At 35.1% G+C, this 16,061-nt stretch carries 12 protein-coding genes, 2 rRNA genes and 1 pseudogene; 12 read left to right on the top strand and 3 right to left on the bottom strand.

Features of this window, described 5'->3' with window-relative positions; translation table 11 throughout:
* The first annotated feature begins 3 nt into the window (after positions 1–3).
* Together AJ884_RS06120 and rrf are read left to right on the top strand one after the other, a co-directional pair.
* Positions 4–3,070, top strand: a 23S ribosomal RNA gene (locus tag AJ884_RS06120).
* A 295-nt stretch (positions 3,071–3,365) separates the two neighbouring features.
* Positions 3,366–3,482: ribosomal RNA gene (gene rrf, locus AJ884_RS06115) — 5S ribosomal RNA — on the top strand.
* Between the two features lie 180 nt (positions 3,483–3,662).
* On the opposite strand, the gene murD is transcribed toward rrf, so the two are convergent.
* Positions 3,663–4,871, bottom strand: coding sequence for a UDP-N-acetylmuramoyl-L-alanine--D-glutamate ligase (gene murD, locus AJ884_RS06110; RefSeq protein ID WP_070233364.1), 1,209 nt, complete (start codon positions 4,869–4,871; stop codon positions 3,663–3,665).
* Positions 4,871–5,932 carry a phospho-N-acetylmuramoyl-pentapeptide-transferase gene (gene mraY / locus AJ884_RS06105; protein ID WP_070233365.1) on the bottom strand — a complete coding sequence of 354 codons (1,062 nt, stop codon included), beginning with the start codon at positions 5,930–5,932 and terminating at the stop codon, positions 4,871–4,873. The genes murD and mraY overlap by 1 nt, the downstream gene beginning before the upstream one ends.
* A gap of 79 nt (positions 5,933–6,011) precedes the next feature.
* On the opposite strand from mraY, the gene gpmI reads away from it, so the two are divergent.
* The 7 genes and pseudogenes from gpmI (at position 6,012) to sdhE (ending at position 12,720) form a co-directional block, all read left to right on the top strand.
* Positions 6,012–7,490 carry a 2,3-bisphosphoglycerate-independent phosphoglycerate mutase gene (gene gpmI / locus AJ884_RS06100; protein ID WP_070233366.1) on the top strand — a complete coding sequence of 493 codons (1,479 nt, stop codon included), beginning with the start codon at positions 6,012–6,014 and terminating at the stop codon, positions 7,488–7,490.
* Positions 7,474–7,573, top strand: a pseudogene (locus AJ884_RS10260) (3-ketoacyl-ACP reductase). The gene gpmI and the pseudogene AJ884_RS10260 overlap by 17 nt, the downstream one beginning before the upstream one ends.
* Positions 7,563–8,306, top strand: coding sequence for a 3-oxoacyl-ACP reductase FabG (fabG, locus tag AJ884_RS06095; protein ID WP_002934631.1), 744 nt, complete (start codon positions 7,563–7,565; stop codon positions 8,304–8,306). The pseudogene AJ884_RS10260 and the gene fabG overlap by 11 nt, the downstream one beginning before the upstream one ends.
* A 6-nt stretch (positions 8,307–8,312) precedes the next feature.
* On the top strand, positions 8,313–8,723 hold the full coding sequence (locus tag AJ884_RS06090; RefSeq protein ID WP_074470178.1) for a pyridoxamine 5'-phosphate oxidase family protein: 411 nt from the start codon (positions 8,313–8,315) through the stop codon (positions 8,721–8,723).
* Between the two features lie 338 nt (positions 8,724–9,061).
* Positions 9,062–10,897 carry an 8-methylmenaquinol:fumarate reductase flavoprotein subunit gene (gene sdhA, locus AJ884_RS06085; RefSeq protein ID WP_002857383.1) on the top strand — a complete coding sequence of 612 codons (1,836 nt, stop codon included), beginning with the start codon at positions 9,062–9,064 and terminating at the stop codon, positions 10,895–10,897.
* Positions 10,894–11,859, top strand: coding sequence for an 8-methylmenaquinol:fumarate reductase iron-sulfur subunit (gene sdhB / locus AJ884_RS06080; RefSeq protein ID WP_002854950.1), 966 nt, complete (start codon positions 10,894–10,896; stop codon positions 11,857–11,859). Before sdhA ends, sdhB begins: the two co-directional genes overlap by 4 nt.
* Before the next feature lie 3 nt (positions 11,860–11,862).
* Positions 11,863–12,720, top strand: coding sequence for an 8-methylmenaquinol:fumarate reductase membrane anchor subunit (gene sdhE / locus AJ884_RS06075; RefSeq protein ID WP_053872494.1), 858 nt, complete (start codon positions 11,863–11,865; stop codon positions 12,718–12,720).
* 23 nt (positions 12,721–12,743) lie between these two features.
* Here the strand turns inward: sdhE and tenA are convergent, their stop codons facing one another.
* Positions 12,744–13,412: a thiaminase II gene (tenA, locus tag AJ884_RS06070; RefSeq protein WP_079860124.1), complete on the bottom strand. Its 669-nt coding sequence runs from the start codon at positions 13,410–13,412 to the stop codon at positions 12,744–12,746.
* A 109-nt stretch (positions 13,413–13,521) separates the two neighbouring features.
* Between tenA and acpP the strand changes: the two genes are divergently transcribed.
* The 3 genes from acpP to AJ884_RS06055 are packed head-to-tail and all read left to right on the top strand — an operon-like array spanning position 13,522 to position 15,935.
* Positions 13,522–13,755, top strand: coding sequence for an acyl carrier protein (gene acpP, locus AJ884_RS06065; protein WP_002854831.1), 234 nt, complete (start codon positions 13,522–13,524; stop codon positions 13,753–13,755).
* Positions 13,756–13,780: 25 nt separating this feature from the next.
* Positions 13,781–14,995: a beta-ketoacyl-ACP synthase II gene (locus AJ884_RS06060; protein WP_002882383.1), complete on the top strand. Its 1,215-nt coding sequence runs from the start codon at positions 13,781–13,783 to the stop codon at positions 14,993–14,995.
* Between the two features lies 1 nt (position 14,996).
* A complete protein-coding gene (locus AJ884_RS06055) occupies positions 14,997–15,935 on the top strand; it encodes an acetyl-CoA carboxylase carboxyltransferase subunit alpha (protein ID WP_002854780.1) in 939 nt (312 codons plus the stop codon).
* The last annotated feature ends 126 nt before the right edge of the window (positions 15,936–16,061 follow it).

Raw genomic sequence — 16,061 nt, 5'->3', positions numbered from 1 at the left:
AAAAGGTAAGCTACTAAGAGCGAATGGTGGATGCCTTGACTGGTAAAGGCGATGAAGGACGTACTAGACTGCGATAAGCTACGGGGAGCTGTCAAGAAGCTTTGATCCGTAGATTTCCGAATGGGGCAACCCAATGTATAGAGATATACATTACCTATATAGGAGCGAACGAGGGGAATTGAAACATCTTAGTACCCTCAGGAAAAGAAATCAATAGAGATTGCGTCAGTAGCGGCGAGCGAAAGCGCAAGAGGGCAAACCCAGTGCTTGCACTGGGGGTTGTAGGACTGCAATGTGCAAGAGCTGAGTTTAGCAGAACATTCTGGAAAGTATAGCCATAGAGGGTGATAGTCCCGTATGCGAAAAACAAAGCTTAGCTAGCAGTATCCTGAGTAGGGCGGGACACGAGGAATCCTGTCTGAATCCGGGTCGACCACGATCCAACCCTAAATACTAATACCAGATCGATAGTGCACAAGTACCGTGAGGGAAAGGTGAAAAGAACTGAGGTGATCAGAGTGAAATAGAACCTGAAACCATTTGCTTACAATCATTCAGAGCACTATGTAGCAATACAGTGTGATGGACTGCCTTTTGCATAATGAGCCTGCGAGTTGTGGTGTCTGGCAAGGTTAAGCAAACGCGAAGCCGTAGCGAAAGCGAGTCTGAATAGGGCGCTTAGTCAGATGCTGCAGACCCGAAACGAAGTGATCTATCCATGAGCAAGTTGAAGCTAGTGTAAGAACTAGTGGAGGACTGAACCCATAGGCGTTGAAAAGCCCCGGGATGACTTGTGGATAGGGGTGAAAGGCCAATCAAACTTCGTGATAGCTGGTTCTCTCCGAAATATATTTAGGTATAGCGTTGTGTCGTAATATAAGGGGGTAGAGCACTGAATGGGCTAGGGCATACACCAATGTACCAAACCCTATCAAACTCCGAATACCTTATATGTAATCACAGCAGTCAGGCGGCGAGTGATAAAATCCGTCGTCAAGAGGGAAACAACCCAGACTACCAGCTAAGGTCCCTAAATCTTACTTAAGTGGAAAACGATGTGAAGTTACTTAAACAACCAGGAGGTTGGCTTAGAAGCAGCCATCCTTTAAAGAAAGCGTAATAGCTCACTGGTCTAGTGATTTTGCGCGGAAAATATAACGGGGCTAAAGTAAGTACCGAAGCTGTAGACTTGCACACAACTTAGATTATTTAAGTTGAGAATATAAAAAACTAAGTTATATGTTTTAGTTATATTTTTACTGATTTTTATAGAGTAAAGATAGAAATAAAGCTTAGTAAAATCAGTAAAAATATTCTTGGTTTAAAGTTTAAGTAGTTTAAGTAGTTTAAGTTGTGTGCAAGTGGTAGGAGAGCGTTCTATTTGCGTCGAAGGTATACCGGTAAGGAGTGCTGGAGCGAATAGAAGTGAGCATGCAGGCATGAGTAGCGATAATTAATGTGAGAATCATTAACGCCGTAAACCCAAGGTTTCCTACGCGATGCTCGTCATCGTAGGGTTAGTCGGGTCCTAAGTCGAGTCCGAAAGGGGTAGACGATGGCAAATTGGTTAATATTCCAATACCAACATTAGTGTGCGATGGAAGGACGCTTAGGGCTAAGGGGGCTAGCGGATGGAAGTGCTAGTCTAAGGTCGTAGGAGCTTATACAGGCAAATCCGTATAAGAACACTCCGAGAACTGAAAGGCTTTTTGAAATCTTCGGATGGATAGAAGAACCCCTGATGCCGTCGAGCCAAGAAAAGTTTCTAAGTTTAGCTAATGTTGCCCGTACCGTAAACCGACACAGGTGGGTGGGATGAGTATTCTAAGGCGCGTGGAAGAACTCTCTTTAAGGAACTCTGCAAAATAGCACCGTATCTTCGGTATAAGGTGTGGTTAGCTTCGTACTAGGATTTACTTCGAAAGCGAAGAAACTTACAACAAAGAGTCCCTCCCGACTGTTTACCAAAAACACAGCACTCTGCTAACTCGTAAGAGGATGTATAGGGTGTGACGCCTGCCCGGTGCTCGAAGGTTAATTGATGGGGTTAGCATTAGCGAAGCTCTTGATCGAAGCCCGAGTAAACGGCGGCCGTAACTATAACGGTCCTAAGGTAGCGAAATTCCTTGTCGGTTAAATACCGACCTGCATGAATGGCGTAACGAGATGGGAGCTGTCTCAAAGAGGGATCCAGTGAAATTGTAGTGGAGGTGAAAATTCCTCCTACCCGCGGCAAGACGGAAAGACCCCGTGGACCTTTACTACAGCTTGACACTGCTACTTGGATAAGAATGTGCAGGATAGGTGGGAGGCTTTGAGTATATGACGCCAGTTGTATATGAGCCGTTGTTGAGATACCACTCTTTCTTATTTGGGTAGCTAACCAGCTTGAGTTATCCTCAAGTGGGACAATGTCTGGTGGGTAGTTTGACTGGGGCGGTCGCCTCCCAAATAATAACGGAGGCTTACAAAGGTTGGCTCAGAACGGTTGGAAATCGTTCGTAGAGTATAAAGGTATAAGCCAGCTTAACTGCAAGACATACAAGTCAAGCAGAGACGAAAGTCGGTCTTAGTGATCCGGTGGTTCTGTGTGGAAGGGCCATCGCTCAAAGGATAAAAGGTACCCCGGGGATAACAGGCTGATCTCCCCCAAGAGCTCACATCGACGGGGAGGTTTGGCACCTCGATGTCGGCTCATCGCATCCTGGGGCTGGAGCAGGTCCCAAGGGTATGGCTGTTCGCCATTTAAAGCGGTACGCGAGCTGGGTTCAGAACGTCGTGAGACAGTTCGGTCCCTATCTGCCGTGGGCGTAAGAAGATTGAAGAGATTTGACCCTAGTACGAGAGGACCGGGTTGAACAAACCACTGGTGTAGCTGTTGTTCTGCCAAGAGCATCGCAGCGTAGCTAAGTTTGGAAAGGATAAACGCTGAAAGCATCTAAGCGTGAAGCCAACTCTAAGATGAATCTTCTCTAAGCTCTCTAGAAGACTACTAGTTTGATAGGCTGGGTGTGTAATGGATGAAAGTCCTTTAGCTGACCAGTACTAATAGAGCGTTTGGCTTATCTTTAATAAAGCATCACTTCCTTGTTAAGGTTTTTATAAAGCTTTGAATGTTTTATATGAAATATTTATATAAACATTATGTTTTTAAGCTAATAAAATCTTTCAAGTAAAGTTTATATTAGAACTTGCTCTTAACATTGTTTTTTAAGTATTCTATATAAAAACTTATCAAAGATAAAAGATAAGTAAAGAAGAAAGAAAAACAAAAGAAGAAAGAGAATAAAGAAAAAAGTAAAGAAATAAAAAGATTAAGCTTTATTTTTTAAATTCAATCTTTCAAAGAATATTTAAATAACAATGTCCGTGATTATACAGATGTGGAAACGCCTTGCTCCATCCCGAACCAAGAAGCTAAGCACATCGTGGGTGATGATACTACGCCTTACTGGCAGGGGGAAAGTAGCTCATTGCGGACTTGTTAAATGTCTTCATTGCTTACTTTATATATAAATCCTATGTTTATTTTTATTGTTGTTTTAGATGGTGCTTAGAATCGTGTTTAAAAAAGAGTTTGTTGCTGGTTAAGGTTTTTAAGAGAATAGGGTGTTTTTAGGAGTTTGGAAGGTTTAGTATATTTGTATGGATTGTAAAATAAATTAAATTTTATTCACACATTCTTTAAAGACTTTTCCACGCTCTGCGTAAGAGTTGAACTGATCTAAACTTGCACAAGCGGGACTTAAAAGAGCCACTTCATTGTCTTTTAAGTGATTTGAAATTTCATTTACAGCTTTAGATAAAACTTCACATTTATAGGCTTTCAAATTCGCTTTTTTTGCATAATCAAGCATTTTTTCGGTACTAATACCTATAGCATAGAGTTCTATATCAAATCCTTTCATAAAATCAAATAAATTGCTAAGATCTACACCCTTATCATCTCCCCCTATGATGAGATGAATTTTTTTATCTTTATAGCGACTAAGTGCAGCCATTACCGCACTTTCATTTGTAGCTTTAGTGTCATTTACCCAAAGCCTATTTTGACTGTCTTTAAGCTCTTCGAGTTTATTTTTTTCCATTACAAAGCTATTTAAAAGCTCATAGCTTAAAGTATCAAGTAGAATTTTTTCTATAGCTAAAGCCATGATAGCATCGAGTAAAAAAGGACTTTTAAAGGAAATTTTTTCCGTATCAATGCCAAATTTAACAGCTAGATCTTTTTCATCTTCATAGCTTATTTTATGAGCTTTTGTTGGAGTATTTGCATAAATTTTAGGCAGTATTGCTACATCACATTCATTCATTCTTTTTAAAACGCTTAGCTTATCTTGAACATAATTATCAAAACTTCCATGCCAAGAAAGATGATCAGGACTTATAGGTAAAAGTGCATAAATTTCAGGTTTAGCTTTATGAGTGTAGTGTAGGGTGAAAGATGAAGTTTCAAGTATCCAAAGTTTTGCATAAGGATCAAGCTCTGCTAAAGGAGTTCCAACATTTCCACCCATAACAGCACCAATGTGTGATAATAAATGTGTAGCCATTTGAGTGGTAGTAGTTTTGCCATTGGTTCCGCTTATCCAAACGGATTTTGGCATGATATCATAAAAAAAGTCATATTCGCTTTGTAAATTTTTTGCTTTTTGAATGAGTTTGTGCTTTGGTGGAAAACCTGGACTAGGAATTTCAATATCGCTTAAATTATCATCAAAATCATTAGGATTTAAAAGTAAATTTCCTAGTGTATCTTTTTTTGTTTCTGTAAAATGATCATCATAGATATCAAAAGGCCCAAATTTATCTACCAAATTTTCAGCAATAGCACGTGTGGTTTTTCCGTATCCAAAAAGTGAAATTTTCATTATCTTAGCTTTATTGATGCAAGTGCAAGTAAATTTGAAAGTAGGGCTATCATCCAAAAACGCACTATAATTTTATTTTCTACCCAGCCAACTTTTTCAAAATGATGATGAATAGGTGCCATTTTAAAGACTCTTTTATTAAAAATTTTAAAACTTCCAACTTGTAAAATTACAGAAACAGTTTCAAGAACAAAAACAAAACCTATGAGTAAAAGTAAAATTTCATTTTTGCTAATGATAGCTAAAAATCCTATGAATCCACCTAAAGCTAAACTTCCGCTATCCCCCATAAAAACCTGCGCAGGATAACAGTTGTACCATAAAAATCCCATTAAAGCACCGATTAATGCAGCGCAAATAATCACCACTTCACCAAGTCCTTGAATTTTTGGCAAAAGTAAATATTCACTATAATTTAAATTTCCGCTCAAATATAAGAATATCCCTAAAGTAGATAAAGAAAAAATACTTGGAACTGTAGCTAAGCCATCAAGTCCATCGGTTAAATTTACAGCATTAGAGCTAGAAATTAAAACCAAAATCCAAAAAGCAATGGCAAAAATTTCCATATCAAAAAGAGGGTGTTTATAAAAAGGTATAAAAAGTTCCGTGCTAAGCTCTGAACTAAAATATAAAGGTAAGATGCAAATAAGTCCAGCGATGATTTGTGCTAAAAGCTTCATTCTTGGACTAAGTCCTGAATGATTATCTTTTTTTAGAACTTTGCCTAAATCATCTATGAGACCTATCAAACAAAAAAGTATCAAACAAAGTAAAGCACTTATAGCAAAAATATTATCAAATTTGATACAAAATAAACTTGCAATTACTGCAGAACTGATGAAAATAAGCCCACCCATGGTTGGAGTATGGCATTTGGTTTTATGAGTTTTTGGGGCGTATTCGTAAATAGGTTGACTAGCATTTTTAGCTTTTGCCCAAGTAATAAATTTAGGCATTAAAAATAAAGACAAACATAAAGCGATAAAAAATGCAAATCCTGCACGCACACTAATATAAGTAAAAAAAGCATAATGACTTAAATCTGAAAGATAATACAAAACCTAGCCTTCTTTTTGGTTTTTAAAAGTTTAATTTTAGTAAAATCTAACCAAAAAAATTCTTATAAAAGAGAGAAAAATGAAGCAAAAATGCGTTTTAATTATTACAGATGGAATAGGGTATAATAAGAATAGTAAGTTTAATGCTTTTGAAGCAGCTAAAAAACCAAGTTATGAAAAGCTTTTTAAGGAAGTCCCAAATTCTTTACTAAAAACGAGTGGTTTAGCTGTAGGTTTGCCAGAAGGGCAGATGGGAAATAGTGAAGTAGGGCATATGTGTATAGGAAGTGGGCGTGTTATTTATCAAAATTTAGTGCGTATTAATAAAACCATTGAAAACAAAGAACTTGAAAAAAATGAGAATTTACAAAAACTTTTAGCAAAATGTAAAAGAGTGCATATTATAGGGCTTTATAGCGATGGCGGGGTGCATTCTATGGATACGCATTTTAAAGCCATGCTTGAAATTTGTGCGAAAAATGGCAATGAAGTTTTTGCTCACGCAATCACTGATGGGCGTGATGTAAGTCCAAAAAGTGGCTTAAATTTCATAAAAGATTTAAAAGAATTTTGTGAAAATTTAGGCGTGCATTTTGCTACGCTTTGTGGGCGTTTTTATGCTATGGATAGAGATAAGCGTTGGGATAGGGTGAAAGAATATTATGAGTGCTTGTTAGGTAAGGCTTATAAAGTGCCAAATTTATTAGAATACCTACAAAAATCTTACGATGAAAATATTACTGATGAGTTTATTAAAGCAGCTCAAAATGAGAATTACAAGGGCATGAGAGAAGAAGATGGTATTATCTTTATCAACTTTAGAAATGATAGAATGAAACAACTTGTTGAAGTGTTAAATTCCAAGCATTTTAAAGAGTTTGAACGCGAAAAAATCTTTGAAAATTTACTTACTATGAGTGTTTATGATGATAAATTTAAACTCCCTATGCTTTTTGAAAAAGAAAAAATTGAAAATACTTTAGCTCAAGTGATTTCTAAAGCAGGGCTTAGTCAGCTTCATACCGCAGAAACCGAAAAATATGCTCATGTAACTTTCTTTTTTAATGGCGGGAAAGAAGAGCTTTTGGAAAATGAAACAAGGGTTTTAATCCCAAGTCCTAAGGTAAAAACTTATGATGAAAAACCCCAAATGAGTGCTTTTGAAGTGTGTGATGTAGTGAAAAAAGGCATAGAAAAGGGTGAGGATTTTATAGTGGTAAATTTTGCAAATGGAGATATGGTTGGACATACAGGTAATTTTAATGCTGCTATAAAGGCTGTTGAAGCGGTGGATATTTGTTTGGGCGAGATTGTAGAATGTGCAAAAAAGCATGATTATGCTTTTATCATTACAAGTGATCATGGAAATTGCGAGGCTATGCAAGATGAAAAAGGAAATTTGCTCACCAATCATACCACTTTTGATGTTTTTGTTTTTGTGCAAGCAAAGGGAGTTTCAAAGATTAAAGATAATATGGGGCTTAGTAATATCGCTGCAAGCGTGCTTAAAATTTTAGACTTAGAAATTCCAAAAGAAATGAATGAGGCTTTATTTTAGTTTGTTTGCCTTTTTTTATAAGAAATTTGTTAAGATTGCAATTTTTAAAATTAAACTTATTAAGGATAGATAATGAAATTTAGTGGAAAAAATGTTTTAATTACTGGAGCAAGTAAGGGAATAGGTGCTTCTATCGCAAAAACTTTGGCGGGTTTTGGACTTAAAGTTTGGATTAATTATCGTTCAAAACCTGAACTTGCAGATGCTTTAAAAGATGAAATTATTGCAAGTGGTGGCGTTGCTGCTGTGATTAAATTTGATGCAAGCAAAGAAGATGAGTTTGAAAATGGTGTAAAAACCATAGTGGAGAGCGATGGAGAGTTAAGTTATCTTGTAAATAACGCAGGCGTTACAAATGATAAACTTGCTTTAAGAATGAAATTAGAGGACTTTAGTGGCGTTGTGGATACGAATTTAAGCTCAGCTTTTTTAGGTTGTAGAGAAGCTTTAAAAACCATGAGTAAAAAACGCTTTGGTGCTGTTGTGAATATCGCTTCTATTGTCGGAGAAATGGGTAATGCTGGACAAGTAAATTATTCTGCTAGTAAAGGTGGAATGATAGCTATGACTAAATCTTTTGCTAAAGAAGGAGCAAGTAGAAATTTGCGTTTTAACTGCGTAACTCCAGGTTTTATAAAAAGCGATATGACTGAAGTTTTAAGCGATGAAATCAAACAAGCTTATCAAGATAATATCCCTTTAAAACGCTTTGCAGAACCTGAAGAAGTGGCTAATTGTGTAGCGTTTTTACTTAGTGATTATGCCTCTTATGTGACAGGTGATGTGCTTAAGATTAATGGTGGTTTATATATGTAAGGAAAAATGATGGATTTAAAAGAAATAGCACAATTTTTAGATGATAATGCACCGGCATTTTTAGCCACTTTAGGAACTTGTGGAAATCCTAGAGTGCGTCCTATACAAAGTCCATTGCTTATGGGAGATAAAATTTATTTTTGCACAGCAAATACAAAAGGACTTTTTAAACATATAAAAAATTATAATGGTATTGAATTTTGTTCTTGTGCAAAAGATGGGACTTTCTTAAGACTTAGAGCTAATGCGGTTTTTGAACCAAATTTAGAAGTTAAAAAAATGATGTTTAAAAAATATCCTTATCTTGTAAATCTTTATGAAACTCCGCAAAATCCAAAATTTGAAGTTTTTTATCTTGATAATCTAAGTGCTAGAATGCAATTTATGAATGGAGAATTTAAGCTTTTTAAGGCTTAATGATTTGATAATTTTATTAACTATATATTAATTAATATAAATATTATCTTAATTAATATTAACTTTTTGTTATTTTTTTAAGGTATAATCATTCCGTTTAATTTGCAAGGAATAGATTATGATATATTGCAAAAATTTTTTAATATTTATTTTATTATATTCATCTATCTTCTTTGATTACTTATCTTATGCTTTTTTATATTTACTAAATTATAAATTTGTTTTTAATCCATTTTATATTGAAAGGAGAGTTTGTTTTTGGATTTTTGGCATGCGGTTATGTAAGATTGACTTACATTAAAAAATTATTATTAATTTTTTTAAATAAGGAGAATGATATGGGTGAATTTTCTAGAAGAGATTTTATAAAAACAGCCTGTATTAGTGTAGGAGCTTTAGCTGCAAGTTCAAGTGGAGTTTATGCTTTAGATGATTCATCTAAGATGGATAAAGATACAAATTTACCTTCTTGCGATGTTTTGGTAATTGGATCAGGTGGAGCAGGTTTGCGTGCTGCAGCCGCAGTGAGAAAAGAAAATCCAAAATTAAGCGTTGTAGTAGCTACAAAGATGATGCCATCGCGTAACGCAACTTGTATGGCAGAGGGTGGAATTAATGGAGTTACTGATTTTTCTAATGGAGATTCTTATAAATTACATGCTTATGATACTATTAAAGGTGGAGCTTACTTGGTAGATCAAGATGCAGCTTTAAAATTTTGTGAATTAGCTGGAAAGGCTATTTTTAATATGGATTTTATAGGAACCTTGTTTTCAAGAAATGAGCAAGGTGGAGTAGCTCAGCGTTTAATGGGAGGAGCTTCTAAAAAACGCTGTAACTATTCTGCAGATAAAACAGGTCATATTTTAATGCATTCTTGTTTAGATGATGCTATTAGTAGCGGTGTGAAATTTTTAATGGATCATGAGCTTTTGGATATAGGTGTTGTGGATGGAAAATGTGAAGGTGTCGTTTTAAGAGATATACAAAGCGGTGGAATTTATCCTGTGTTATGTAAAGCTTTGGTAATTGCTACAGGGGGATACACAAGGATATTTTATAATAGAACTTCAACTCCTTTTATTGCCACAGGAGATGGTGTGGCAGCTGCTCTTAGAGCAGGACTTGGTTTTGAAGATCCTGAGATGATACAATTTCACCCAACAGGAGTTGCAAATGGTGGAACTCTTATTACAGAAGCGGCGCGCGGTGAAGGGGGATATCTTTTAAATAATCGTGGTGAGCGTTTTATGAAAAATTACCATGAAAAAATGGAGCTTGCACCGCGAGATGTGGTTGCGCGTGCTATAGAAACAGAAATTCGTGAAGGTAGAGGTTATGGTGAGGGACTTGGAGCTTATGTTTTGTGCGATGTACGCCACTTAGGAAAAGAAAAAATTTTAAAAGATTTACCAAAAATTCGTCACACTGCAATGCTTTTTGAAAATATTGATTTAGTAGATACTCCTGTACCTATCCGTCCAACGGCGCATTATTCTATGGGTGGAATTGAAGTGGCTAAATTTGAAGATATGAGTACTAAAATTGCTGGAATTTATGTAGGTGGAGAAGCTTCTTGTATTTCTATACATGGAGCTAATAGACTAGGGGGAAATTCTTTAGCCGATGCAGTTGTAACGGGGCATTTAGCAGGTATTGGTGCGACAAATTATGCCAAAGATGCAAGTTTTGGAAAAGGGGCAAAAACTCATGAACTTGCTCAAAAATGGCAGGCTAGATTTAAAGAAATTACAAATAATGGCGGAAATGGTCAAGAAATGTATGAATTGCGAGAAGAGCTAGGAAGTCAAAATTGGGATAATATGGGGATTTTTAGAACTCAAGAAAAACTCGATCTTCTAGCAAAAAATTTAGAAGATATACAAGCAAGATATGAAAAAATTCGTATTCCAAATCCTAATGAAGTGATGAATACTGCTTTTACAGATTATGTAGAGCTTGGTAATTTGATTTTACTTTCTCGCTGTGCTTGTTTAGCAGCTAGAAATAGACTTGAAAGTCGTGGGGCTCATACTAGAGAAGATTATCCAAAGCGAGATGATAAAAATTTCTTAAAACATAGCATTGTAAATTTAGAAAATGATGAATTAAAGCTTAGTTATAAAGATGTCGTGGTAACTGAGTTTTCACTTGATGGAAGGAGAGTACAATGAAAATCATCATAGATCGTTTTAATGGCAAGGAAAAATATGAACAAAGTTATGATATTGATGATAAGGATATACAGGGAAAAACTCTACTCTCTCTTTTGCTTTTTATTAAAAAAACAAAAGATATTACTCTAAATTTTACCGCATCTTGTCAATCTGCGATTTGTGGGGCTTGTGCAGTTCGTGTGAATGGGCATTCTTATCTTGCTTGTGATACTAAAATGCAAGATTTGTTAAAAGAATATGATAATCCTTCAAGTATACGCATTTCTCCGCTTGGAAATTTTAGAGTAATTTCTGATTTAATTGTGGATTGGGAGCCTTCTATAGAAAATTTAAGAAAAATTCGTCCTGCCATGGTGGCAAAAAATGAATTTTCAGCGGAAAAGGGCTGTAAACAAAGTCAAGAAGAATTTGATCGTATTAGCAAGCAATGGGATTGTATTTTATGTGGTAGCTGTGCTTCAGAGTGTAATAAATTAGAAGCAGATAGTAGCGATTATATGCAACCTTTTGTTTTTACTCATGCTTGGCGTGCAGCGGCAGACTCTCGAGGTAAGGATCCTATGTTGCATGTAAAACCTAGTGTAATGAATGGACTTTGGCTTTGTGTTCATTGTCAAGAGTGCGCTGATCGTTGTCCAAAGGGTATAAGTTCAGTAAGTGATATAGCAAATTTAAGAGTGATGGCGATTAAAAAAGGTTTAAATGAAGGCTTAGGGCCTGATCATGCTGAAGCTTTTTATAAAGATTTAGTTGAAGGTTCAGGACGTTTGAATGAAATTTATCTTGCTTTGCGTTCTGAGGGTGTTATAGGTTCTATGGGCAAAACAGATATAGCTTTTAAACTTATGCGCGCAGGAAAAATGAATCCTATGCATGTTTTTGGCGAGGATGAAATAGAAGGGCATAAAGATTTGGTTAAAATGATAAAGGCGGCACAAGAAGCTGCTGTTAAGGAGTAAAATATGCAAAAAGAATACGCTTTTTTTCCAGGTTGTGTTTTATCTCAAGCTGCAAAAGAATCTAAAATTTCACTTGAAGCTATTGCACCTATTTTGGGTTGGAAATTAAATGAAATTAAGGGATGGAGTTGTTGTGGGGCTTCTCAAGCGCAGTGTGTTGATCCTATTGCGACTTTGGTAGCTAATGCAAGAAATATTGCTTTAGCAGAAGAGATGAAAATGCCAATGCTTACAACTTGTAGTACTTGTATGCTAACTTTAACTAAAGCAAAAAATACTCTTGATAAGGGTGCAAAAGAACGCATAAATACTTTTTTAGCACAAGGTGGAATGAAATATCAAGGTTCAACACCTATTACAAGTCTTTTGTGGGAGCTTTATGAGGATTTGGATAATTTAAAAAGCAAGGTGAAAAAGCCGCTTTCAAATTTAAAAGTAGCTTTATTTTATGGTTGTCATAGTTTGAGACCTGAAGATGCTTTCGGTAAAAAAGAAAGTTCAACCAATCCAAAAAGTTTTGAAAGTGTAGTAGAAGTTTTAGGGGCTAAAATAGTTCCTTTTGAAAAACGCCTTGATTGTTGTGGTTTTCATGCTTCTTATCCTGCAGAAAAATCTGTGAAAAAAATGTCTAGTCAAATTGTCAATAATGCAAGTGAAAATCAAGCTGATTGTGTTGTAACACCTTGCCCACTTTGTCAAATGCAGCTTGATATCTATCAAGAAAGATTTCAAGATTATACTAATTCTAAAGCAAGATTGCCTATTATTCATTTATCACAATTAGTAGGACTTGCATTAGGACTTTCTAAAGAAATGGTTGGTTTAGATTATAATATTATTGATGCAAGTAAAATTGCATAAAAACATGGGCAAAAAGCCCATGTTTAAAGATTTAATTCCATTCTTAAAGAATGCTCCCAAAAAGCCACTTCTAAGCGTGTTACAGTATGAAAAATTTCGCTGAGTTTTTGGAATTTTTGTGCACTAACACTTGAAGTATAAGAATTAACAAAATCTTCAAATTCTTTAGCTTCATTTTGAAAATTTTCACTTCCATAGGTCAAAATCCATTCCTTGTAAGGATGATCTTTTAAATTTTCATTTTTTAAACGATTTATAATTTCAGCACCTATTTTTGCATAGCCTATAGCGCAAGCACTAAGAGCAACTAATATATCTAAAAAATCTCCATTTTCACCTACGCTTAACATATAACGCGAATAGGCTATATTGACTAAACTTTCATCTTTTATATCGAGTTCATCTGCATTAATGCCAAGAGATAAAATTGCACGATGAAGCTCCATTTCTCCTTCAACTATATAATTTTGAAATTTTATAGCAAAACGAAGTTCTTTTGCGGTATTTGAGTTAAGTGCTAATCTTGCATAACATTTTGCGTAATTAAGCAAATAAATATAATCTTGCTTGAGATAAAAAAGAAAATTTTCTTGCTTTAGGCTTTTATCTTCCAATTTTTTAACAAAATCATGATGTAGATAAGCATTCCAAATTTTTTGATTTTCTTTGATTAAATTAGAGAAAAGCATCATTTTTCCTTTATGTTTTAATATTTTATTTTCAAGTATAATGAAAAACTATAAATATTTTAAGCTTTTTATAGTAAAATACGCTTTATTTTAATTTTTTGAAGGAGAACAAATGGCAACATTTGATGATGTAAAAGCGGTAGTAGTAGAGCAATTAAGTATTGATGCAGATGCAGTTAAAATGGAATCAAAAATTATTGAAGATTTAGGTGCTGATTCTTTAGATGTTGTAGAGCTTATTATGGCTTTAGAAGAAAAATTTGAAGTAGAAATTCCAGATAGTGATGCTGAAAAATTAATTAAAATTGAAGATGTTGTAAATTATATTGACAATCTAAAAAAATAATTTTTTTCTTGCAAGGAGCTTATTCTTGAAAAGAGTTGTAGTTACAGGTATTGGTATGATCAATGCCCTTGGTTTAGATAAAGAAAGTTCATTTAAAGCAATTTGCAATGGAGAAAGCGGAGTAAATAAAATTACTCTTTTTGATGCCACAGACTTTCCTGTTCAAATTGCAGCTGAAGTTAAAAATTTTGATCCATTAGAGGTTGTTGATGGCAAAGAAGTAAAAAAAATTGACCGTTTCATACAACTTGGAATTAAAGCAGCAAGAGAAGCAATGCAGGATGCTGGATTTAGTGAAGAATTAGACAAAGAAGAATTTGGCATTGTTTCGGCTGCTGGTATCGGAGGTTTGCCTAATATAGAAAAAAATTCCATTATTTGTTCCGAGCGAGGTCCGCGTAAAATTTCCCCTTTTTTCATACCTTCAGCACTTGTAAATATGTTAGGAGGTTTGATTTCTATAGAGCATGGACTTAAAGGGCCAAATATTTCTTGTGTTACAGCTTGTGCAGCAGGAACTCATGCTATAGGAGAAGCTTATAAAAGTATAGCTTTGGGAAATGCTAAAAAGATGTTAGTCATAGGTGCAGAAGCTGCGATTTGTCCTGTGGGTATAGGTGGTTTTGCTTCAATGAAAGCTTTATCAACTAGAAATGAAGATCCACAGCATGCTTCAAGACCATTTGACAAAGAAAGAGATGGTTTTGTCATGGGAGAAGGTGCTGGAGCTTTAGTTTTTGAGGAATATGAAGAGGCTAAAAAACGCGGTGCTACAATTTATGCTGAATTAATTGGATTTGGAGAAAGTGCAGATGCGCATCATATTACTTCACCAACTTTAGATGGGCCTTTAAGAGCTATGAAAAAAGCTTTAAATATGGCAGGGAATCCAAAGGTAGATTATATCAATGCACATGGAACTTCAACCCCTGTAAATGACAAAAATGAAACAGCAGCAATTAAAGAGCTTTTTGGCAATAATATCCCGCTTATAAGTTCCACCAAAGGACAAACAGGTCATTGCTTGGGTGCTGCAGGTGCAATTGAAGCAGTTGTTAGTGTTATGGCTTTAAGAGATGGGGTAGTTCCACCTACAATCAATCAGCTTGTAAAAGATGATGAATGTGATCTTGATTATGTTCCAAATATATCAAGAAAAGTAGATTTAAAAGTGGTGATGAGTAATTCTTTTGGTTTTGGTGGCACAAATGGCTGTGTTGTATTTAAAAAAGTAGATTAATATGGCTTCTTATTTAGATTTTGAAAAAAATATTCAGCAAATTGATGAGGACATTATCAATGCTCAGATTAAAGGAGATACTGAAGCTGTATCGATTTTAAAGAAAAATCTTGAAAAAGAAATTTCTAAAACTTATAAGAATTTAAGCGATTTTCAACGTTTGCAATTAGCGCGTCATCCAGATCGCCCTTATGCTCTTGACTATATTGAACTTATTTTAAATGACGCTCACGAAATACATGGTGATCGTGCCTTTAGAGATGATCCTGCTATTGTTTGTTTTATGGGTTATTTAGGAGAGAAAAAAATAATTGTAATTGGTGAGCAAAAAGGACGTGGAACAAAAGATAAAATCGCTAGAAATTTTGGGATGCCACATCCTGAAGGATATCGTAAAGCCTTAAGAGTAGCAAGACTTGCAGAGAAATTTCAAATTCCTATTTTATTTTTAATAGATACTCCAGGTGCTTATCCTGGAATAGGTGCTGAAGAAAGAGGGCAAAGTGAAGCTATCGCTAGAAATTTATATGAATTAAGTGATTTGAAAATACCGACCATTGCTATAGTTATCGGAGAAGGTGGTAGTGGCGGGGCGTTAGCTATAGGGGTTGCAGATAGACTTGCAATGATGAAAAATTCTGTTTTTTCAGTAATTTCTCCTGAAGGTTGTGCTGCAATACTTTGGAATGATCCTGCAAAAAGTGAAGCTGCAACCAAGGCTATGAAGGTAACGGCTGATGATTTAAAATCTCAAGGTTTAATTGATGATGTTATAGATGAGCCTACAAATGGTGCACATCGTAATAAAGAAGCTGCAGCAGTAGCTATTGCTGATTATGTAAAAAAATCTCTAAATGAACTTGAAAATATTGACGTACGAGAACTTTCTGCAAATCGTATGCAGAAAATTTTAAAGCTTGGAGCCTATCAAGAGGCTTAGGCTTTTACTTCGCTTTTTTAAATAATTTTATTATTTATAATTGTTATCAAAATTAAGTTAATTAAAAGTATTCTTTTTTTATACTTCAAAAATGATTTTAAATATCAAAATAATTATTTTTTAAAG

It is taken from the genome of Campylobacter sp. BCW_6463, from assembly GCF_001762785.1.
Classification (GTDB): Bacteria; Campylobacterota; Campylobacteria; order Campylobacterales; family Campylobacteraceae; genus Campylobacter_D; species Campylobacter_D jejuni.
This window is presented reverse-complemented; position numbering and strand designations above follow the sequence as displayed.